Consider the following 20,211-nt stretch of genomic DNA (forward strand, 5'->3'; position numbering starts at 1 on the left):
CTCTCTTTTTCTACCGGCTAACTTCTATCCAATTCGCATTTTCTAATCCAGTTTGCAGAAGAGAAAAAATCTCTTCCCGGAATCTATTTGTCTCATAAATCTGATAGCCATAAAAATAAAACTCATGAAAACCAGGTACTTACTCGTTGTCTTAATTTTTTTGTTATGCTTCAATCAGGTACTTGCGCAGTCGGTACCAGGTACGGACACTGTATCGGGGATCGTCGCCGATTCGGCCAGTCAAAACCCCCTCGATCTTATCACGGTGCAGCTTCTGAATAAGGCCAATACACCGGTCAACGTGGTCTACACCGCAGCCGATGGATCTTTTTCAATAGGGTACCCTGAGGCCGGAAACTATACGCTGGTACTATCAGGTGTCGGCTATAAAAACAGAAAGATACCTGTTAATGCCACCGACGACGCCCAAAGAACGATCCGGCTGGGGACTATACTCCTTAGTCCCGAAACGGTAGCTTTAAAAGAGGTACTGGTGACGGCCGCCAAACCGATTGTAACCCAGGAAATAGACCGCATCACGTACGATCTTCAGGCCGATCCCGAAAGTAAAGTGTACAGTGTACTCGAAATGATGCGCAAGGTACCTTTGCTTTCACTGGACGCCGACAACACTTTGTATATGAAGGGCAACACGGATTTTCGGATTCTGGTGGATGGCAAACCGTCCAGTATGGTCGAGCGCAACTACAAGGAAATTCTCCGCAGCATGCCGGCATCGTCCATTGAGCGGATCGAAGTCATTACTTCTCCTCCTGCCAAATACGATGCGGAAGGCCTGGCGGGTATTATCAATATCGTTACCAGAAAAAAGCTCGACAATGGCTACCGGGGTTCTGTCAACGTGAGTGAACGCTTTCCCGTAGGCGGGCCGGGCGTAGGGGGAACGGTGTCGTTCAAGCAAGGAAAACTCGGCATGACGGCCCTCTTCGGGGCGAGTATTTACAATACCCCCGAGGTGAGTAGTTGGGCCAACAGGACCACGCTGTCGGCCCAACCTACCTACCTGACTCAGACCAACACTACCCTGAACAAAAACCGGAGTGGGTACCTGGGTTACGAAGTGAGCTATGAGCTGGACAGCCTGAACCTGATTTCGGGACAGGTGAACCTCAACGGCAGCAAGTCGAGCGGAGGGGCGCATCAGAATTCTATTCTGAGAAGTACCTCCGAAATTTTGCAGCGTTACGACCTGGCCGATGACCGGGGAGGTACCGGCGACGGCATAGATGCATCGCTGAACTATCAACGAGGTTTTAAGCGAAACAAGAACCAACTGCTCACGTTTTCGTATCGTTTTTTAAAGTTTGGAAATGAGCAGAACGACGCGTTGCAGCTGACCAACACCCTTAACTACGACTTGCCAGACTACCAGCAGACCAATCTGCAGAATTTTTCGGAGCAGACTGCCCAAATCGATTTTGTGTATCCCGTCAGGAAGCTTACGGTCGAAGCGGGAGTAAAGGCCATTCTGCGCGACAATGAAAGCGATTTTCAATACCGCTCCTACAATCCCGATAAAGGTGTTTTTGAACCTCGGCCCGATTTTAGCAATCAGTACGACAACACACAGAATGTCTACGGTGCTTACAATTCCTATCAGTACACTTTCAAGAAGTGGGGTATCAAAGCGGGAGCAAGGATCGAACAAACCGTTATGCGGGCTGATTTCATATCGACCCAATCGGAGGCGAAGCAGCATTATTTCAACGTAATACCTTCGGTATCAATCAATCGGAAATTCAGGAAAGACGTGGGAATGAACCTGGGTTTTTCGCAGCGAATCCAGCGCCCGGGCATCTATCAACTCAACCCTTTCGTCGATCGATCGAATCCTCTTTTTGAAAGAACCGGCAATCCCGGTCTTCGTCCTGCCTTGGTAAACGATTTTCAATTGGGATACAACAAGTCGGCCAAAGGCTCCGTGAGCCTGGGAATCGGCGCTACGCTTTTTCAGGATTTGATCTTTCAGGTTTCCGTTCTTGACCCTGCTTCCGATATTACCCGCGTCACTTACGAAAACACGGGCCGAGCGCGCCTATTGACAGGAAATATGAATATCAACTACCCCTTCACCAAGCGCTGGAACGCGAGTGTCAACGCCCGCGCCGCCCACGGAAAAGTGGAGGGGGTAGTCAATGGTACCCGGCAGACCAACCAGGGATTGATGTACTCGGTCAATGTATCGACTGGCTACCGATTTGAGAAAGAGTGGCGGATAACGGCCAACCTCAATGCCAACGGACCTAATGTGAATCTTCAGGGGACCTCGAACACTATGGTAGGTACTTCGATCAGCATCAATAAAGATTTGGTCAAAGAGAAGCTTTCCATAGCGGCGGCTTTCAATAATCCTTTTACCAAATTCAGGAAAGATCACCGCGAAAGTTTTGGCCCTAATTTCTTGCAAACTAACGATCGGCGCGACTATTTCCGTTCTTTCCACCTGAGCCTGAATTATAAATTCGGCAAACTGAAAGAAGAAATCAAAAGAAACAAAAGAGGCATCCGCAACGATGACGTGCAGACGGGTGGCTAAACCAAGGTAGGTTCATGAGTCACATTCGCAGGTGAATTCGTTGCGTTCGGAACTAACTTGGGTAGGGTACATTTTGCTTTTCTAAATTCCCGGCTAGACGTTTTTATCAAAACTCTTCTGCCAAAGCTACCTTGCCTTTTCCATCGCTCAAACGTACATAGTCTACCAGGCCGGTACCCTGAAAGCTGTATCCGACCCCGATCACTTTACCGGCGTTCATCGAAAAGGCGGTTTTCAGGACGGGTTTTTCGTTCAGATAAATCACGACGTTTTTGTTTTTGACCGCAATTCGTAGCTCGGCCCATCGAGCAAAATCGACGCCAAACTTCGAAAGGTCGGTCTTGCTGCCTTGTATGAGTTTTCCGGGAATCAGGGCATTCAGGGCCGAGGTACAACCGGGCACAGACAGCGGAACAACGAAAAGGCCGTTTTCACAATGTACCGCGACCTGACTTTGCTGACAGGCGCCGCTTCCGGTAGAGAACGTGTTTTTCACGCTGGTTTCCAATATGAAGTTATCGCTGGAAAGATCGCCAAAATCCTTCATGTAGAAGTAGAGTACGTGGGGTACCTTGGGCTGCATGGTAATGTTGTGACTCATCAGTTGTCGGTCGGTAAGCCCGAACACGCCATTCCGGGTACTTTCCTCGGGTTTGAAATAGACCGGAACGGGCTCTTGTTCTACCAGGGGTAGCCAGCCGTCGGTCTTGATGAACAGTTGGTGCTGACTCACTACGGTACTGTCCACCGTGAGTTTGGCGGTAAAAAAGCCGGGATAATAATAAATCGAAGTCGCCTGCTGCTGGTTCTTTCTGATCCTGAATCGCTTGCTGTCGTCCCAGGTTTGCTGAACAAAAAGGCAATCGGTTTTTGCCTGGGAAACATCGAATGTAAAAACCACCGAATTGGGAAGGCCCGTTGTTACCGGACGGCTGCTGAACGAATAGTGCGCGGTAGCAAGCGGGGCATTTTTTTGCTTTTGACTCAGTGAAAAAGCCAGGAAAAGCGAAATGCTGATACCCATCACCAGTCCGATTGACCACATGGCACTCTTTGAAAACTGGCGTTGAGCGCGCCCGCTTTCCCGACTTGGCTGCCCGGGAACTGCCGGACTTTTCGGATGTGCCAATGCTGCCGCCGACTTCGATTCTGCTTTTTCATGTACCTCTGCCAGCTCCCGAAAGGTACCGTACCCCGCGAAGCGCGCCAGAGCGTTCAACGTCGCTACCTGGGGGGTACTGTCGTACCTGACCCGTCCCCAAAGTCGTTTCAGGGTACTTGTGCTCAGGCTCACGCCCGTTTCGTCGCGTATCTTTTCGCCGAGCAGTTCAAAGTCGGCATTTGTCCATTGCCGGCCATCGCCCCAACCCAGCTTCTCTTCTATCAGCGTGCGGCAACGTACCCATACAGATTTGTCAAATTCCATGTTTTGGCCTGGGATCTAAGCGGTCAAATAAGCTACTAATCTACTAAAAATTGCGACCGGAACGACGTGGATTCAAGCCCTTGAACGCGTTTGAATCCAACTTGAACTGACAGTGAACAAGCTTCTTAGTGACCTATGTGCACTTTTGGCAAAAGAAAGTGCCTTTGGAAGCAAATCAAGTTCCACTGGCTGAATCCGTTTGATTGCCAGCCTGAGAGCAGATTTAGAAACCGTTTTACCTAACTAGTTAAACTAAAAATGAAATCTCTAACACTCCTATTTTATTTTTTATTCACCTCTCTTGTTTTTGGTCAGAGAATAGAACTTTCAAAGGTAAATGACCTGATATCCTATAATACAAAGATATCAAAAGTGAAATTTAAAGGTAAGAACGCCTTGAAAGTGAACGCAATAGTAGGTAGTAAGCTGGCTATTGTAAAAATACCCAACTCTGATTTTGAGGATGGTGTCATCGAATTTGAAATGGCATCGAATAGAGCTATCGATGCACATCCAGAGAATAGGGGTTTTGCTGGAATGGCATTTCATTTGTCAGAGGACAATTCCGCATTGGATTGCATTTATCTGAGAGCTACCAATGGTCGGGCCGAAAACCAGGTACAACGAAACCATACGGTACAATACTTCGCTTTACCGGATTTCCACTTTCCAACGCTAAGGGAGAAGTTCCCTGAAAAATACGAAACCTATGTCGATGTAGTGCCTGATGAATGGATAAAGCTAAGAATTGTGGTTGAAAGTAGAACAGCCAAACTTTACGTGGCTAACCAAAGCCAACCAACCCTAATCGTGAGTGAAATGCTTAATAAAAATACTTCTGGCAGTATAGCCCTGTGGGTCGGTGGTAGTACTGATGCTTATTATTCCAATTTAAAAATCACAAAGAAGAATTGAGGTAGGCCCTGCTACTGCTAACTAAGAGGGTTCAAACGATACGGAATTACGCTTCGACCGAGTTCTCACCACCCTTTGTGCACTTTTGGCAAAAGGTACCGATCTGCTCAATTTGTTTAGTTAAAATCAAATCATCAAAGGTATGTTCATGCGCATTCTAATCCTGTCGCTCTGTCTGGTGGGTGTACAAGCCGTTTCACAAAACAAAATGGATTCCGATGAAAAAATTACTAAAAACAAAAAAATCAAACTGGATCAGCACGCTGTCAAACTAGTGAACCGGCAGTTGGATGCTCAGGAAAAAACAGAAAAAGGTACCCTATCGCTCGATGCGCGGGATGGAGATGGAATGGCTGTTGTCCAAACGGTGCAAATGTGGGAGGGTACCCTTCAGGTTGAGCTGCGGGGAGAAAACAAGCCGGGCGGCAGCTTTGTCGGAATTGCCTTCAATGTCAAGAATGATTCAACCTACGAGGCGGTTTATTTCAGGCCTTTCAACTTCAAGTCGGATGAAAAAATCAGGCGGGAACACAGCATCCAATATATCTGCCATCCTGATTTCGGCTGGAGCAAACTGAGAGAGCAACACGAGGGCGTTTATGAACGGGAATTCCTGAATCCGCCGTCGCCCGATGACTGGTTTTCGGTCAATCTGACCATCAGTCCAGAGAAGGTAATCGTAAAAGAAACGAAGTCCGGCCAAGTCCTGATGGAGGTAGGGCGACTTGCGAAAACGACATCCGGCACGATTGGCCTCTGGGTAGGAAATGGTTCAAAAGGAAGTTTCAGGAATCTGAGTGTACCAGCCCAATAACCATTCTATCAAACACAGTTTAATAAATTCAAAAAGCCATGAAAAACGTCATTTTAATTCTTGGGTTTTGCCTGATGCAAGGTCCGATTTTCTCCCAGAAAAGTAAAACAAGTGAGGTATCCCTAACCGCCGAACAATGGGAATTTAAGCCCGATAAAGTTACCTTCTCGCAGGAGCAAGGCGTTTCACACATGCACATTAACCCCGACGCCGGGAAGGTAGTAGCCAAGGGACTCGATTTCAAAAGCGGTACCATCGAATTCGATGTGAAACCCAACAACATGATGACCTTTTATTTTCGCTATCAGAATGCCAAAGAAACCGAGTGCTTTTACCTGCGGATGGGGCGAGCGGGTGATTCCCTGGCAACCGAAGGCGTGCAGTACGCGCCTTACCTGGACGGGGTGCTGATGTGGGACACCTACGTTGAGTACCAGTCGAATGCAGCGTTTGCCAAGAACGAATGGAATCATATCAAACTGGTGATTTCGGATGCCCAGATGCGGATGTATATCAACAGCACGGGTAAACCTACCCTGGAAGTGGAGCATTTGGCGGGTAACACTGAGCGGGGTACCCTTGGATTCGAGGGCGATATGGTAGTGAGGAATCTGGTGGTGGAGCCTGACGTAACCGGAAATCTGTCGTCTTTGCCGGGAATGGACCCAACGGCCAACGATCCACGCTATATCCGTAATTGGGCGGTAAGTGACCCGATTGCGATTCCCGAAAAAGTGGATTTCAGCTTTGATCTTCTGCCTAATCCTGACACCAAATGGCGAACGCTCGCTACCGAACGTCGAGGCTTGGTGAACCTGATCCGTACCTTTGGCAAGAACGAAACGAGGAGCATCGTGTGGCTGAAATTAAAGGTAAAATCGGCCCGGGCTCAGCAGAAAAAAATGGAACTGGGGTTTGTCAATGATGTCTGGGTTTTTTTGAACGGACAAATGGCCTATCTGGATAAGAACTTGCAGGGCAGTCCGACCGAGAAGCCGCCTGGTGGACGTATTTCCGTTGAGAATACATCCTTCGTGCTACCTTTGAAAGAGGGTGATAATACACTGCTCATCGGTATCGCCAATGATGCCGCCTGGGGCTGGGGCGCGATGGCTCGTTTTGAAAATACGACTGACATCGAAGTAATTCCCGACCCTACTTTCGATTCCCGCTATGTAAAAATCCCTGCAAAGGTACTAGACGCCTACATGGGAACTTATGCGATGCCTATGCCCACGGGCGGCAGTCTGATACTAACAAAAGAAAGTGGAGGGCTCTGGCTATCCAGTGAAGGTGTGTTCGTGATCCATACATTACTCTACCCGATGTCCGAAACCCGTTTTTTTTCAAGCAATTTTAGCCTGGAATTTGAGTTTGTGGGTACTGGCAGTTCCGCTGACAAATTGATCGTTTATAACGAAGGCAAGCAGATCGTGGAGTTGAAGCGAGCCGAATGACCAGGGTGTGATGCCGGGAATCACAAGGTAGTTTCCTGGCGAGATGGACTGATTCATTTTGAGCTGCCTTCGGGTGTCCGCAAACGATCGTATTCTGTTCGTTTGCGGACATTTTTAGTTGGTGAGTGTGTGTAATAGCTTGATTGTCAATACTAGTTTTGTTTGGCATGCAATTTTCAAAGCAATGTTCATACACAGCCAACGTGTCGTTTTTTCCTATTAGCCATGATTAAAAACTACTTCAAAATCGCCCTGCGTACCCTTTGGAAAAGCAAAGGGTACGCCGCCATCAATGTATTCGGCCTTTCGGTGGCCTTCTGTGTCTGCGTCTTTTTGTTTCTTACCGCGTACCGGCAGCTGACCTTCGATGATTTTCACGAAGATTCTGACCGGATTTTTCAGCTCTATTCTGTCACGAACAATGCCGAGAAAACGGACCGTTCGAAGGCTACGTCCCTGCCTTTGGTTCCGGCGCTTCAGGCCGAATTTTCAAAGGATCTGGCTGCTGTAACCCGGATTTGGAGCGGAACCAAAAGTTTGGTAACCCATCAGGAAAAGAGCCTCGACAAAATGGTGGTAGGTGTGGACTCGGGTTTTCTGAATGTATTCACATTTCCTCTTGTCAAGGGCAGTCGGCAAACGGCCCTGCGGGATCTGAATGGCATAGTCATTACTGAAGATATGGCCCGGTCGATATTTGGTGATGCCGAACCCATCGGCAAACAATTGCAACTAGGCGGTGGCCGGGATCAGCGTACCTACCAGGTCACGGGGATTTGCCGGGATGTGCCCGATAATTCTTCGATCCACTTCGATGCCTTGATCCGGATTGAAAGTACAAATAGCTACCATGCTTTCAAAGACAAATGGGATGCGTATTCAGGTACCTCGTACATCAAGTTGGCCCCTGCCATCAGTGAGCAGGCCTTTGAAAATCAGCTGCGTCAATTTGCAAAAAAGTACTACCCGGATAATATCAGCAAACTGAAAACCCAGGGCGCTAAACCCGACGAGCTGGGAGATATTTTTGCCATACGCCTGCAGAACATGGCCGATGTGCATTTCGGCAAGGAATTGTCAGGTGGAAAAGGTACTCCATTCGCGGCAGTGTTTGCCATTATTGGCATCGGTTTGTTCATTCTGCTGATTGCCTGCATCAACTTCATTAACCTGAACATGGCCCGCTCCTTTACCCGGATGCGCGAAGTTGGAGTCCGCAAATCGGTCGGCGCGACTAAAAAACAACTTTTTGTCCAGATTTGGGGCGAGTCGGTGCTGTTGTGTTTCCTGGGCTTTGTAGGAGGCGTGTTGCTGGCCTTCCAGCTAGTATCGCTGTTCAATGCCACCTTCGATGCCCAAGTGAATCTTTTTGATATTGTTCTAATGCAGAAAGGGTTCATTCTGCTCATGCTGAGCGTATTTTTATTGGTGACGTTTATCGCAGGGGGGTACCCTGCTATAAAAATGGCCGGGTATAATCCAGTCTTGGTTTTGAAAGGCAAACTTTCGTTAAAGCGTCCCGGTGGTTTGCGTAATTCTCTTATTGTTAGTCAGTTTGCCATTTCGTGCTTACTAATTTGCTGTACGGTCATCGCGGTGCAACAGCTACGCTTTCTACGTCAACTCCCGCTGGGATTTGAGAAAGAACAGGTCATCAGTATACCCATCGGCAACCGGGCCGATGGTCGCCAGGTACTGCAGCGGATGCGCAACCGTCTGGCTGATGATCCGTCGGTGGTATCGGTGACGGGCAGTGGGATTAATCTGGGGAAGGGCAAGGACAACGTGACTTCGCGGGTATCGTTGGGATTTACGTACAAAGAGCGAGAAGTATCGACCGATTGGCTGTTGGTGGATTATGATTATCTCAAAACCTTGGGTATCAAGTTGCTCGGAGGCCGGGAGTTCGATCCGGCTTTTCCGACGGACTCCACCAACCGGGTGATTATTACCGAAAGTATGGCCAAAAAAATTGGTGAAACGGACCCGGTGGGCAAGTACTTCGAAACCGACACTTCCGGCACTCGCTATCAGATCATTGGCTTGGTACCCGACTTTTACCTGTACTCGGTCACGCAGGAGCGGATGCCCATCACCATGCACCTGTCTCATTCGGAGGCGATCAACTACGTCTTCGTCAGAGTCTCAGATCAAAGTTTGTCGGGTGCCATGAGCAAGCTGGAGAAAATCTGGCGGGAGGTAGCACCCGAAGCCGAATTCATGGCTTCGTTCCTGGATGAAAATATCGACGAATGGTTTCAGAATGAAGAGCGGCTCACTCAGATTTTTGTCATGGCTTCAGGTATCACGATTCTGTTATCGTGCCTGGGACTTTTTGCGGTGGCTCTGCTGGTCATCGAGCAGCGTACCAAAGAGATTGGTATCCGCAAGGTAATGGGAGCCACGGTTGCGTCGGTCGTGATGCTGCTCTCAAGGGATTTTCTCAAACTGGTACTGATAGCGCTGCTCATCGCCGTGCCGATGGCCTGGTTTGGGATGCAGAAGTGGCTCGACAATTATACTTCCCGCATCGAAATAAACGTCTGGGTATTCGTAAGCGTCGGCGTTGCGGCGCTGTTGATCGCGTGGCTCACGGTGAGCTATCAGAGTATAAAGGCTGCCCTGATGAATCCGGTAAAAAGTTTACGGTCAGAATAGACAACTTACAATTATGTTCAGAAACTATTTCAAAATCGCCTGGCGAAACCTACTCGCCAATAAAATATTTTCGCTAATAAACATTTTCGGATTAGCCGTAGGTATTGCCAGTTTTATGCTAATTGCCGTGTTTGTTTATAGCGAATTGAATTATGATAACTACCCTGCTAATGCCAGGAATATTTATCGCTTGAATTTATCTGTTGTTGGCAATGGCGATGTGGCCGTCTATCCCCATGTGGATGCGGCTGTCGGCGAGGGCATCCAACGGGCCTTTCCAGAAGTAAAAACATCAACAAGGCTTTCGCCAGCTATCGATTATGTCCAATACAAAGAAAATCAGTTTAAAGAAGCGCACCTTGCTTTTGCAGATTCCAATTTCCTGCAACTGTTTTCAATTCCACTCATTAAAGGTGATGCCGCAACGGCCCTGATTTCCCCCAATAGTATTGTTGTCTCAAAAGATTTTGCCCAAAAATATTTTGGCAGTGAAGATCCTATTGGAAAATCATTGGCGGTAGGTACACAACGGACGGCCTATATGGTCACAGGGGTTATCGACAAGGTACCTGATAATTCGCATTTTCACATCGATGCCTTTTTGAGCTTTTCGACCTGGCATATGACCAATCCAACCTGGAGTAACGTAGGTTTTTTTACATACGTAGAATTAGTGGATCAGGCTGATCCGAAAAAACTGGAAGCAAAATTCCCACAACTCGTTGCCAAATACGTAGTACCGGAAGTGCAACGCGACATGGGAATTAGTATGGCAGAAGCACAGAAATCAATAAACACATTTCGATTTTCATTACAGCCCCTTACGGACATCCATTTGTATTCAAATACAAAATACGAACTGGAGCCGAATGGTGATATACAGTACGTTTATATTTTCTCGGCATTAGCGCTGTTTATCCTACTGTTAGCCTGCATCAACTTCACCAATCTATCGACTGCACTGGGAGCTAAGCGTTCCAGAGAAGTAGGTATTCGGAAAGTAATGGGGTCGATCAGGAAGCAGCTGATTTTCCAGTTTTTGGCGGAATCAGTATTGCTTACATTATTAGCCATGGTATGTGCCTATGGCCTAACATTCTTTCTATTACCGTCCTTCAATCAGGTCGCGAACAAAACCATTGACTTTTCATTTCTTCTAAGCTATCAGGTTATTCTGGTACTATTTCTGATTAGCTTGTTGTCTGGAATAATTGCGGGAATTTATCCGGCGTTTTTTCTGTCCTCGTTCAGCATTATTAAAACCCTGAAAGGCTCATTCTTCAGCGAAGGATCACAGAAAAAATCCTTACATAGTGGATTGATTGTGTTTCAGTTTTCTGTTTCAACTATCCTGCTGATTGCTACTCTCATTGTGTATAAGCAACTGCATTTTATGCAGAATAAGAAATTAGGGTATGATAAAGATCAGGTCATCGCGCTGCCCGATACCCGTTTATTAGGTGACAAGCAGCTTGCCTTCAAGGAGCAACTTTTGCGGAATAGTCAGGTTGTTTCCGCGAGTCTGTCGCGCTATGCTCCAGGCGGAATTATGATGGATGGCACACAGATATATCCTAGAAATGAAACATCGAATGGTGTCGAAATCCATACTAATATCTTTCATATTGACTATGATTATCTCAGCACATTAGGTATACCAATCGTACAGGGCCGTAATTTCTCCAGAGACTTCCCGACGGATTCACTTGCTGGGGTACTTATTAATAAGTCAGCTGTTCGTGAATTAGGTTGGAAGAATACCGATCCGATCGGTAAAACCATTGTCCGGTCAGGGAACCATGAATACAAGGTCATTGGCGTGGTTAAGGATTTTAACTACGTGTCGGTAAAGCAAAAAGTGGCTCCGCTCATGCTGATGATGGGGAGAAATGCCGGTGGTATTCTTATCAAAATTAAAACGACGGATGTAGCTGGTTTTTTGGCCGATTTGAAAAACCAATGGGAGACCTTTAATCCTAATGGTCCATTGGAATATCATTTTCTGGACGATCAGTTTAAGACTTTTTATGCCAGTGAGCAACGCACTCAGCAACTATTTACTGCATTTGCCTTGCTGGCTGTCATTATCGCCAGCCTTGGGCTATTTGCCCTTTCGGCTTTCGTTATTGAAAAGCGCACCAAGGAAATCGGCGTGCGCAAAGTGATGGGCGCTAGTGTGGTAGGTATCGTCGCGCTATTATCAAAAGATTTCCTCAAACTCGTCTTGATTGCCATAGTCATCGCCTCACCCATTGCCTGGTACGCCATGAATGCATGGTTAGCAGATTTTGCCTACAAAATAGAAATCAGTTGGTGGGTTTTTGCGCTGGCAGGTGGGCTGGCCGTATGTATCGCGCTGCTCACGGTAAGTTATCAGAGTATCAAGGCCGCGCTGATGAATCCGGTGAAAAGTCTCAGGTCTGAATAGGAACATGGATGAGGCAGTGCTGCGCGAACGTCACCACTCTTCATTACTACTAAAAAAACTAAGACACTAAAATCACCTTCCCGTATACCGTACGGGATTCGGCTAGTTCCATGGCCTCGCTCAACGCCTCGATCGTTACCGGCGAAGGCTTTCCCGTCACGCAACTCATGTAAGCACCTACCAGTTGGTCTTCAAAGAAAAAGTCGGTGGTACGCTCTTCGCCATCCTTGTTATAAAACTGGCGGAATGCCCCTTCCACTACCAATCCCACCTCGCTGGCTACTACACCTTCCCGCACGAAGTTCTCCTGCTTCTTAAAGGTTTTGAGGAATAGATGAGGCGCCAGCCTTGACCACTCTTCGTCGGTGATTTGGGCAAACTGATGGACTGGCCCGCGGAGTCGGGTAGCACCCTGAGTTAAGGGATCGATCATGGAGCAAAAGTTATGGAGAACCCGCCCCTCGGTCCGGGAGCGATCATGGCAAGGTAACATAGTGTGAGAAAATAAGGAGGTACTTTTCATTTAAGGTTTTTTAACTGACCCCTGTCGTGCGTCTTTTATAATTTGCAGCGGCAATCGGTTGTGCGAGGCCTGTCCTTTCTGGGCGAATGGGAAAAGATTTGTATCCAAAAAAGTGAAAGTCACATGCTGAACAATTACCTCAAAATCGCCTACTGCGCCCTTCTACGGAGCAAGTTTTTTTCGGCCCTGAATATCATCGGCCTGGCGGTGGGTATTGCATTGGGCATGCTGATAGGTAGTTATGTGTGGAGTGAGTTTCAGGTAAACCGACAATTGCGCAATGCCGGACAGCAGTACATCGTGCAAAGTAAGTGGAAGCAGGAAAACATGGGACTGGACTTCACGACACTGGCTCCTTTCGGGCAGGCTTTGAAAATGCAGTACCCCACGCTAGTAGCCGACGCATACGCATTTTACGGCGTCAGTGCTACCATAAGTCATGACAATAACCATTTCCGGGAGTCTATTCAGATCGGTGATTCGAGTCTGCTGACTATGTATGGTTTTAAGCTCCTGCACGGCGACCCGCGTACCGCCCTGACCCAACCGAATAGCCTTGTCATCACCGAAACCATCGCCCGTAAGTTCTTTGGTAGGACGGATGTACTGAATCAGTCGCTTACTTTGGAAACCCCGCAGTCAGGAAAGCAACAGTTTGTCGTTACTGGAGTTTTGGAGCGGCCTTCCCCTAATTCCGTGACGCAACTATTGGCGGAGGCCGCCGAGGTTTTTATGGCTCCGGGCGCTTTACCTTACTTTGGGGGAAACTTGACCGATTGGACAAACGTCTACATCCCTACCTACGTGGAATTACAACCGGGTGTACTGCCTTCGGACCTGGCAAAACCTCTCGCCCAACTCATCGCTACGAATGCTCCGCCCGACACCCAGAAAAATCTGATTGCCTACCTGACTCCGCTGACCGACTATTATTTGAAAAGCAATAATGGCTTGGTGCGCCGGATGATCCATACGCTGGGATGGGTGGCAATCTTCATTTTGCTGATGGCCGCCATCAATTTTGTCAATTTGTCGCTGGGCAGTGCTTCCACCCGATTGCGGGAAATCGGCGTCCGCAAGGCATTGGGCGGTCTACGCCGACAGCTGGCTACGCAATTCCTGCTGGAGGCCCTGGTGTTGATGCTCATAGCTACCGGGCTTTCGGTGGGTTTATACGCTCTCTTTCGCCCGGTGTTCAGCGAGGTTGTGGGGAAAACGATTCCATCCTTGGGGGACTTGCCTGGTACCTACATGGGGCTGACGTTGGCTATGGTACTTTCGGTGGGTTTATTGGCGGGGGGTACCCCGCACTATATCTTTCGGCCTACTCATCAGTCGACTCTTTAAAGGGAAAAGAACGGTCGGTGGCGGAAGGGCGGTGGTTCCGGCGGGGACTGGTGACGGTGCAGTTTACGATGGCAGTGCTGGTTTTTGTGGGAGCCATCTTCGTTTCTCGACAAATTTCTTACTTTTTCAATGCGGATCTGGGTTTCAAAAAAGAGGCTCTTCTGACCGTGTCATCTCTCCCGCGCACCTGGTCGCCCGAGGGCGTCGACCGCATGGAGGATGCCCGTGAGCAATTCGCCCGCCTGCCCGGCATCGGCTCAGCCAGCCTGTCCTTTGAAATTCCCAACGGAAATGCCGGATTGAATACGCGGGTGTACCTACCCGAACAGGACAGTACCCGGGCCGTCAATATGACTACCCTCACCACCGATGCGAATTTTGCCAAAACGTACCAGATCGACGTCCTGAGCGGAAGGTACTTTCGGCCTGATGCCAGGGAGCAGGATGCGAATGGAATTGTATTGAACGAGTCGGCGGCCAGGGCGATGGGATTTGTAACACCCGAGGTGGCGGTCAACAAAATGGTACGGATACAGGGTAGCCCGCTTCCGTTTCGGGTACTGGGCGTAATCAGGAATTTTCATTTCGGTACAATGCACAAGAGCATCGAACCCATACTCATCGGGCACATTCAGAATGTCCCGCTCTACCGCTACTTCTCCTTTCGGATTACATCCGGGAATGTACGTCCCGCTCTTGCGGAAATCGAAAAAAAATGGCACGAGCTTTTTCCCGACGCCCCGCTCGAGTACGCCTTCCTGGACCAGACGCTGGAGAAATTATACAAAACCGAATTGCAAATGGAAAAAGCCTCCTACGTAGCTATGGCGGTATCTTTGTTGATCGTACTACTGGGGGTCGTTGGCCTGGTTTCCTTAACCGTTTCCCGGCGTACCAAGGAGGTAGGAATCCGGAAAGTATTAGGTGCTTCGGTTGCCGGTATCGTTGGTTTGTTTCTGCGCGAATATGTCTGGATACTGCTCATCGCCAACCTGGTAGCGTGCCCGTTGGCGTATTGGCTCCTCTCGGACTGGCTGGCCGGTTATGCCTACCATACGCCCATCACCTGGGTACCTTTCGTGCAGGTCGGGGCAGGGCTGGCCTTTGTGACGGCTATACTGATCGGTTTGCAGGTAGCTAAAACCGCGCTGACGGATCCGGTGAAGTCATTGAGGAGTGAGTGAATGTAAGGGCAAGCGGGATTGCTTCGGCATTATAGCAGAAGCCCGACCGTATCGTGCGGAAGGGAAGATCATACGTGATAGAAAGACATCATCAGGGCTTTAATTTCTGGATAGGAGAAAAGCGTCCACGGGATTTGACGGGGATAATAGATGAGGTACTGCGTAGGGATGATGATACACAATAAAGCCGTTAGAAGCGATAGCCGGCTGGACGCTTCCGCCAAGTGCTTCACCATGAGAATCCCGGAGATTACCAAAAGGGGAAAGGCGTACCCCATGCTCCTGGTAATGTCGAATACGCTATAAGCAACGAGTATATGAACCATGAGGATGGCAGAAAACTGCCCAAACAGGATATATTCTTTTTTTTGTTGTAAAACGAATAGGGTCGCCAGTATGGGCACCCACAAGCCTTCGAAGGCCAGAAAGATCCCAATAAGCCGATGTTTTAACTGATAGGGAACAAGCGCGAAGCTAACCCCAGCTTCCTCACCGAACGGAGTACGGAGATCAAACAGATGTGCCAGGGATAATCTGCCCAGCAGGTAGGTGAGTGCTACTAAGATAACGATGCTGGAGGATTTGCTAAAAAAAGGCCGGTTGAAATACTGACGAATACCGATGAGTTTAAAATCGGACTCTTGTAAAAGGTGGAAAAGATAGATTGAATACAGAGATACCACCGCCCGTTCGTCCGTCCAGCAAGCCAATTGCAATGCGCAGAAAATGCCTGATCTGGTTCGAAGGGCCATTCCAAGCGCAAGAAAAAAGTACGCGTATCCATCGAACCAAAAGTCATAATCCCAGAAAAATGACTTGCCCACGTATATGGTTGCGAAAGAAAGGGTAAGCAGCAAGGTCGAGCGGTCATTTGAAAATCGCTGGAATATGCGCATCAAAAGAATCAGAAAGGGAAGCAGTAACAAGGATTGTAACAAATACAGTACTATGATGCCCTGCCCGTTTCTTGCCGAACTAAGGTGAAGTACTTTGGCCAGCAAGGGTACCGTTAGTCGGAAAGCAGACTTGGCGCCGTGGGTACCGGCAGCCAGTTGCGCTGGCATGAGGGGATGCTCTATTTTGTTGAAGAAATACTTGTTGGTCAGGGCGGGAGATGGGTCCAGTAGAATCTCTATATATTTGGGATAGGTAGTAAGGAAGACCAGAAAGAACAATAAAAGGGCCGTTCCCAGCCTTCCCCGCCATGAACAGAGTACCCTGCTGAGGCGTGGGTAGGTCAAAGAACCTGAAAATTTCGGTCTGGCAGCCAACATGGGAAGAGAGATGCTGGGATGGTCCAAAAAATAAAACTAGCGTCGGGAATAACTAATTCCGATCGAAATGCCGATCTGATAAGGTTGAATTTGGAAATTATTCACGGGCATCGTGAATTTTGAGAAGCCGTACTCCAGATACGGACCCACGGTCAGGAGGGTACGGTTGTCCAGGGCAAGTTGCTTACCGAGGCCCAGATTCACCCACGCGGCACTCTGGCCGTGCGTCAGTTCATGGTTGACTTCAACACCCAAATCACCGAAATAATGGCGGAAAGGGCCCGAGCGCAGAACTGTGTGTTTTTTGATCGCCAAGCCCGCAAGCTTGAATGTATTACGATCTTCTACGGGAGTGCCGTGGCGTACCACACGGTAGTCGTGAGCGGTGGCTTGCTCTACCTGGAACTCGTCCGTCGCGATTTCATATCTCACTGACTGACGTAATTGCCCATAGGTGAACAGGAACTGAAAGCCCTTCTTTTCCAGCCCGGCGCTCACTTTGTAGCCCAAACTGTGCGAGGAGACCGGAGCCGGGAATCGAAAATTCTGATAGACCATATCGGAGTGAGGGTTGACGGTCAGGGTTTGGAATGTGTTCGTGGGAGTCAGCGAGACAAGCAAGCGCCAGGCATTTTCCTTTCCGATTTCTGGCTGGGGCATGTTTTCATACGCTCCAGGATCAGGCAGTATTTCTAGACCGCTCGCCGGGATCGCATGGGAAAAAGGACGAGGAGGGATGGTTTGAATGGTGTGGATATAGGCAGGATCTTGTGTTTCATTTGCTGGCCCAAGGGCTACCTGAACACTACCAGATTGCTGTGGCGAATCAGGCATTTCTGGTTTTGTTTTTTCTTGTCCCGAATTTTCTGCTAGCCCAGTCCTGTCGCTCTTCGTTGCAGGGTTATTCGTTTGCGCTGAATGCCGGGCCAGGGGTGCAGAATTTATTTCCGGAGAAAGGGCGGCAGGGAATGTTTTTTTCTGAGGGGGTACCAGATTAGCATTCGAATTACCACGCGGCACATTTACAGCCATTTTATTCGCACCAGGTTTAGAAACAGATTGGCCCGTAATGTTTGCCGACAGGACGAACGTTATGAGCAGGGCTACGGCCATGAGATGTCGGGTCGTATCGGATTGACCCAATTCGCGCAATTTCTCGAATACGCTCATTTCCAGCCTCGGATCAGGCTGGCTTTCAAAGTGTTCGAACTTTCGCCGCAGGGCGTCGCTCACAAGGGTATTCAGTTCATCATCAGGAGTTTTCATATTGCGTAATTCCGTGTTCCTGTAATTTCTTCAAAAGTAAATTTCTGCCCCGCATGTATTGCGACCTGGAGGTACCTTCCGAAATGTCGAGCATCCTGGCGATTTCGGTATGGGGGTACCCATCGATCATGTGCAGATTCACTACCATCCGGTAGCCATCGGGTAATTGCTGAATAATTTCCAGCAACACATTAATATTGATTTGGTCTATGATTCTTACATATTCTTCCGATTCAAGATCGGTGTTGCATTCATCCAACGAAATGTGCGTTTCCTGAGCCTTGGTGGTGCGGTAGTAGTAGTTGATGGCCGTACGGATTACAATGGACTTCACCCATCCGTCGATAGCACTTTCTTCTTTTAATTCGGGCAGATTCCTGAAGACTTTGACAAAAGCTTCCTGAAAAATATCCTCCGCTTCGGCCCTGGTTTTGGCGTAGCGAAGGCAACTCCCAAGCAATCGCGACTTGTACCGTTCGTAGAGTACCGTCTGCGCCCTGCCCTCCTGCCGTTGGCAAGCCCGCACCAGCTCTTCCAGTGTTTCGTATTTTTTTGGGCGGAGTAAGGACATCCGGGTACTGTATAGGGTCAAAAACTTTTATCGATCATTATATATCAAGCCGTTGTTCAAACACTTACGGAGTAACAAGCGCTTCGTAAGTCAAATAGGTCAGGGTACCCGAATTGTTAAAATAAAGATAATAGGTTTCCAGAAACGGATAGGCCCGGTATAGAATGAAGCGGTACCCTACCTGACCGGACTCTTCAAATTTGACGCCCGACTGAATTGGAAAATTAGTGAACTGCTGTGCATGGGCAGCCATATAATCCTGAGCGAACTGCGGGAATTCAGCAGTCTTGGCGTAGGTACCCTGAAAGTTTCTCGATGAATAAATGCTGTTACCCCGATGATCGAATATATAATCCAGTTGATTATTAGCGGCATCATGCTCCAGGCTTTCATACGTTTTCTCGTTGGCCTCATTGACGAAAATCCGGGCGTTTTTGTGGATCAGGGCATTGTCTTTAATGATGTTCTGGGCTCTCACCGGCAGATTGCTGACCAGGTTGGTAGTGTAATCGAACTTGGAAAAGTAACGCATCTGAACCACGTACTTCTTGCGGGAAGCGTCTAGAGGAAACCAGGAGAAAAGGTAGGCCGTGGAATCGAGCGTATACTTCGCCGATAATTCCTGCGCATTGTTGGAGATGGAGACGGAGGTATTTTCTCTGAAATTTGAAAATTCTCCTTTCGGCAGTGAGACTTTTTCCAGAATGCTCGAAAAAGTACCCGACGGCACCGTATTGAGCAATACGTAGGAAACTAATACGCCATTAGTATCCAGCGCAGAGTAATAGTTTTTTCCGTTTTCCACGAAGGTCGCTTCCCAAAGTTTGTCTTCGACGGTCTTATAAATGATCTCCTGAGCATTGGGAAACTTACTTTTCAAATTTTCAATAGCCGCAACGGGAATCTGATCTTCCGTCATGGGTTGAAGATCATTGAGGCTATTGCAAGCTATCACAGTGAGTATTAATAAACAGAAGCAATAAATAGAAGATAATTTCATAAAGGGTTTTATTGAAAATTTTCAATAAAGTACTAAGTAGTTTGGCGCATATCGATTGTTTAAATCACCCTTACTTTCAATAATCCAGGCTGACCTTAGATAGTAATATAAAGTTGTCGTTCCTATTTTTTTGTCGTCTATTTCTGAAATAAATCTAATGATCTCAGGTTTGCCAGCATTCCTTGCTTCTGATGCGCTTTTGTATAGAGGTAACTTACCAGTATCTAAGAAAGCCTTTTTACTGAATCTATCTGATAAAAATACGCTAGGGTCGAGTTGAAGACTGACGTCCGACTCATTCCATTGCCATGTATGACTCTTGTTGACCTGTGGGAAGGCAACATAAAGAGCTAATTCTGCCACGCCGTAAGGTCGCTTGCCGTACAGTCCTTTCGAATAATCGCCTCCCTCGAATGCATCGGCGGGCTTTACTTGGGTGTAAGCTGCTATAAATCGGGTTGGACTAGATTGATTACTATTACCAAACTGATAAGCATAAGCATGAATCCGCCAAATTTCTGTTCGGTCGAAATAAGCAGTATCCTCTGAAATCTCCTTTTCTGAATCTGCTTTTTTTATCGCAATGCTTTCAAGAATCCAATATCGCCCTGGAGCAGTCAAAGCTTCCATTATTCGTGACGAGTCAATAGGTGTTTGTACTATTTCAGATGTTTCTGTTTTATCGATTAAGTCCTTCGTGTTTATTTCTTTTTTCTTGCAAAAGATTAATGATACTGAAATTAGAAATACGCTTAATAAGAATATTATTTTATACGTATTCTTATACATAA

15 protein-coding genes are annotated in these 20,211 nt (G+C 47.9%); 8 read left to right on the forward strand and 7 right to left on the reverse strand.

Going from position 1 to position 20,211, the window contains the following annotated elements:
* The first annotated feature begins 124 nt into the window (after positions 1 to 124).
* Positions 125 to 2,557, forward strand: coding sequence for a TonB-dependent receptor (locus tag GBK04_RS15705; protein WP_152761242.1), 2,433 nt, complete (start codon positions 125 to 127; stop codon positions 2,555 to 2,557).
* A gap of 106 nt (positions 2,558 to 2,663) precedes the next feature.
* On the opposite strand, the gene GBK04_RS15710 is transcribed toward GBK04_RS15705, so the two are convergent.
* Positions 2,664 to 3,983 carry a hypothetical protein gene (locus GBK04_RS15710; protein ID WP_152761244.1) on the reverse strand — a complete coding sequence of 440 codons (1,320 nt, stop codon included), beginning with the start codon at positions 3,981 to 3,983 and terminating at the stop codon, positions 2,664 to 2,666.
* A gap of 258 nt (positions 3,984 to 4,241) precedes the next feature.
* Between GBK04_RS15710 and GBK04_RS15715 the strand changes: the two genes are divergently transcribed.
* From GBK04_RS15715 to GBK04_RS15735, 5 genes are all read left to right on the forward strand, one after another.
* Positions 4,242 to 4,898, forward strand: coding sequence for a hypothetical protein (locus GBK04_RS15715; RefSeq protein WP_152761246.1), 657 nt, complete (start codon positions 4,242 to 4,244; stop codon positions 4,896 to 4,898).
* 148 nt (positions 4,899 to 5,046) lie between these two features.
* Entirely contained in the window at positions 5,047 to 5,712 is a 666-nt protein-coding gene (locus GBK04_RS15720; RefSeq protein WP_152761248.1) for a hypothetical protein, read from the forward strand.
* A gap of 38 nt (positions 5,713 to 5,750) precedes the next feature.
* The gene (locus tag GBK04_RS15725) at positions 5,751 to 7,169 is read left to right on the forward strand and encodes a hypothetical protein (protein ID WP_152761250.1); all 1,419 of its coding nucleotides are present in this window, start codon (positions 5,751 to 5,753) and stop codon (positions 7,167 to 7,169) included.
* A gap of 225 nt (positions 7,170 to 7,394) precedes the next feature.
* On the forward strand, positions 7,395 to 9,827 hold the full coding sequence (locus GBK04_RS15730; RefSeq protein ID WP_152761252.1) for an ABC transporter permease: 2,433 nt from the start codon (positions 7,395 to 7,397) through the stop codon (positions 9,825 to 9,827).
* Between the two features lie 13 nt (positions 9,828 to 9,840).
* Positions 9,841 to 12,255 (forward strand): ABC transporter permease, encoded by a 2,415-nt coding sequence (locus tag GBK04_RS15735; RefSeq protein ID WP_152761254.1) that lies wholly within the window; start codon positions 9,841 to 9,843, stop codon positions 12,253 to 12,255.
* Positions 12,256 to 12,313: 58 nt separating this feature from the next.
* On the opposite strand, the gene GBK04_RS15740 is transcribed toward GBK04_RS15735, so the two are convergent.
* Complete coding sequence (locus tag GBK04_RS15740) at positions 12,314 to 12,688, reverse strand: Crp/Fnr family transcriptional regulator (protein ID WP_373331019.1); 375 nt, start codon at positions 12,686 to 12,688, stop codon at positions 12,314 to 12,316.
* Positions 12,689 to 12,901: 213 nt separating this feature from the next.
* Here GBK04_RS15740 and GBK04_RS30680 point away from each other — a divergent pair, with 213 nt between their 5' ends.
* Both GBK04_RS30680 and GBK04_RS30685 read left to right on the forward strand, forming a co-directional pair.
* Positions 12,902 to 14,125, forward strand: a complete 1,224-nt coding sequence (locus GBK04_RS30680) for an ABC transporter permease (RefSeq protein ID WP_373331020.1) — start codon at positions 12,902 to 12,904, stop codon at positions 14,123 to 14,125.
* Positions 14,126 to 14,142: 17 nt separating this feature from the next.
* Complete coding sequence (locus GBK04_RS30685) at positions 14,143 to 15,309, forward strand: ABC transporter permease (RefSeq protein WP_373331021.1); 1,167 nt, start codon at positions 14,143 to 14,145, stop codon at positions 15,307 to 15,309.
* 68 nt (positions 15,310 to 15,377) lie between these two features.
* Here the strand turns inward: GBK04_RS30685 and GBK04_RS15750 are convergent, their stop codons facing one another.
* The 5 genes from GBK04_RS15750 to GBK04_RS15770 all read right to left on the reverse strand — a co-directional run bounded on the left by GBK04_RS15750 (position 15,378) and on the right by GBK04_RS15770 (position 20,209).
* Positions 15,378 to 16,583: a hypothetical protein gene (locus GBK04_RS15750; protein WP_152761258.1), complete on the reverse strand. Its 1,206-nt coding sequence runs from the start codon at positions 16,581 to 16,583 to the stop codon at positions 15,378 to 15,380.
* A 36-nt stretch (positions 16,584 to 16,619) separates the two neighbouring features.
* Complete coding sequence (locus GBK04_RS15755; RefSeq protein WP_152761260.1) at positions 16,620 to 17,849, reverse strand: hypothetical protein; 1,230 nt, start codon at positions 17,847 to 17,849, stop codon at positions 16,620 to 16,622.
* Complete coding sequence (locus tag GBK04_RS15760; RefSeq protein ID WP_152761262.1) at positions 17,836 to 18,420, reverse strand: RNA polymerase sigma factor; 585 nt, start codon at positions 18,418 to 18,420, stop codon at positions 17,836 to 17,838. Before GBK04_RS15760 ends, GBK04_RS15755 begins: the two co-directional genes overlap by 14 nt.
* A 64-nt stretch (positions 18,421 to 18,484) precedes the next feature.
* Positions 18,485 to 19,339 (reverse strand): hypothetical protein, encoded by an 855-nt coding sequence (locus GBK04_RS15765; RefSeq protein ID WP_152761264.1) that lies wholly within the window; start codon positions 19,337 to 19,339, stop codon positions 18,485 to 18,487.
* A 102-nt stretch (positions 19,340 to 19,441) separates the two neighbouring features.
* Positions 19,442 to 20,209 (reverse strand): hypothetical protein, encoded by a 768-nt coding sequence (locus GBK04_RS15770; RefSeq protein WP_152761266.1) that lies wholly within the window; start codon positions 20,207 to 20,209, stop codon positions 19,442 to 19,444.
* Positions 20,210 to 20,211: the final 2 nt, after the last annotated feature.

The organism is Salmonirosea aquatica (assembly GCF_009296315.1).
Lineage (GTDB): Bacteria > Bacteroidota > Bacteroidia > Cytophagales > Spirosomataceae > Salmonirosea > Salmonirosea aquatica.

Bases quoted from the DNA above. Each gene is read 5' to 3' on its own strand.
- GBK04_RS15750 (WP_152761258.1), bottom strand. From the start codon at position 16,583: ATGTTGGCTGCCAGACCGAAATTTTCAGGTTCTTTGACCTACCCACGC.
- GBK04_RS15715 (WP_152761246.1), top strand. From the start codon at position 4,242: ATGAAATCTCTAACACTCCTATTTTATTTTTTATTCACCTCTCTTGTT.
- GBK04_RS15710 (WP_152761244.1), bottom strand. From the start codon at position 3,983: ATGGAATTTGACAAATCTGTATGGGTACGTTGCCGCACGCTGATAGAA.
- GBK04_RS30680 (WP_373331020.1), top strand. From the start codon at position 12,902: ATGCTGAACAATTACCTCAAAATCGCCTACTGCGCCCTTCTACGGAGC.
- GBK04_RS15730 (WP_152761252.1), top strand. From the start codon at position 7,395: ATGATTAAAAACTACTTCAAAATCGCCCTGCGTACCCTTTGGAAAAGC.
- GBK04_RS15765 (WP_152761264.1), bottom strand. From the start codon at position 19,339: ATGACGGAAGATCAGATTCCCGTTGCGGCTATTGAAAATTTGAAAAGT.
- GBK04_RS15760 (WP_152761262.1), bottom strand. From the start codon at position 18,420: ATGTCCTTACTCCGCCCAAAAAAATACGAAACACTGGAAGAGCTGGTG.
- GBK04_RS15770 (WP_152761266.1), bottom strand. From the start codon at position 20,209: ATGTATAAGAATACGTATAAAATAATATTCTTATTAAGCGTATTTCTA.
- GBK04_RS15735 (WP_152761254.1), top strand. From the start codon at position 9,841: ATGTTCAGAAACTATTTCAAAATCGCCTGGCGAAACCTACTCGCCAAT.
- GBK04_RS15740 (WP_373331019.1), bottom strand. From the start codon at position 12,688: ATGATCGATCCCTTAACTCAGGGTGCTACCCGACTCCGCGGGCCAGTC.
- GBK04_RS15705 (WP_152761242.1), top strand. From the start codon at position 125: ATGAAAACCAGGTACTTACTCGTTGTCTTAATTTTTTTGTTATGCTTC.
- GBK04_RS15725 (WP_152761250.1), top strand. From the start codon at position 5,751: ATGAAAAACGTCATTTTAATTCTTGGGTTTTGCCTGATGCAAGGTCCG.
- GBK04_RS15755 (WP_152761260.1), bottom strand. From the start codon at position 17,849: ATGAAAACTCCTGATGATGAACTGAATACCCTTGTGAGCGACGCCCTG.
- GBK04_RS15720 (WP_152761248.1), top strand. From the start codon at position 5,047: ATGCGCATTCTAATCCTGTCGCTCTGTCTGGTGGGTGTACAAGCCGTT.